Annotated in this window: 4 tRNA genes and 2 rRNA genes; all 6 read left to right on the top strand. The window is 49.2% G+C overall.

The features are described from left to right. Positions 1-124: ribosomal RNA gene (locus tag EVJ29_RS15270) — 23S ribosomal RNA — on the top strand; the annotation flags it as partial. A gap of 94 nt (positions 125-218) precedes the next feature. Then, positions 219-334, top strand: a 5S ribosomal RNA gene (rrf, locus tag EVJ29_RS15275). A 9-nt stretch (positions 335-343) separates the two neighbouring features. Then, a tRNA-Val gene (locus EVJ29_RS15280) sits at positions 344-419 on the top strand. Positions 420-428: 9 nt separating this feature from the next. Beyond that, positions 429-504: transfer RNA gene (locus EVJ29_RS15285), tRNA-Thr, on the top strand. A 35-nt stretch (positions 505-539) separates the two neighbouring features. Then, positions 540-626 (top strand) — tRNA-Leu (locus EVJ29_RS15290). 31 nt (positions 627-657) lie between these two features. Then, positions 658-734: transfer RNA gene (locus EVJ29_RS15295), tRNA-Arg, on the top strand. Positions 735-784 lie beyond the last annotated feature (50 nt).

Below are 784 nucleotides of genomic sequence, written 5' to 3' on the forward strand. Positions count from 1 at the left end.
AGATGAGATTTCCCTTTGAGCAATCAAGAAAGACCCCTCAGAGACGATGAGGTAGATAGGTCATGGGTGGAAGCACGGCGACGTGTGGAGCTGAATGATACTAATCGGTCGAGGCTTTGATCTAGAATTGGTTTGTATTGATGAATCTTCAGTTTTGAGAGAGTAATCTTTCAAAAAAAGTTTGACATTATGTAAAGATAATGTTAATCTCATATATGTCTGGTGGCGATAGCGAAGCGGCCACACCCGTTCCCATGCCGAACACGGAAGTTAAGCGCTTCAGCGCCGAAAGTAGTTGGGGGTCTCCCCCTGTGAGGATAGGACGTTGCCAGGCATACATATCGGAGGATTAGCTCAGCTGGGAGAGCACCTGCCTTACAAGCAGGGGGTCGGCGGTTCGATCCCGTCATCCTCCACCATTTACACCTGCCGGTGTAGCTCAGTTGGTAGAGCATCTGACTTGTAATCAGAGGGTCGAGGGTTCAAATCCTTTCGCCGGCACCATTTTTAAAAAAAGTCTACCGCACTAATTATACCTTGCCGGGGTGGCGGAATTGGTAGACGCACAGGACTTAAAATCCTGCGAGGGTTTCCTCGTGCCGGTTCAAGTCCGGCCCTCGGTACCATCTATATATCCCATTGGGAATCATTCGTCTCGCACCCTTAGCTCAGCTGGATAGAGCGTTAGACTACGAATCTAAAGGCCGGGAGTTCGAATCTCTCAGGGTGCACCATTTATAACGGGAAGTAGCTCAGCTTGGTAGAGCACTTGGTTTGGGACCAA

It is taken from the genome of Exiguobacterium sp. SH4S7 (genome assembly GCF_004336795.1).
GTDB classification, from domain to species: domain Bacteria; phylum Bacillota; class Bacilli; order Exiguobacteriales; family Exiguobacteriaceae; genus Exiguobacterium; species Exiguobacterium aurantiacum_A.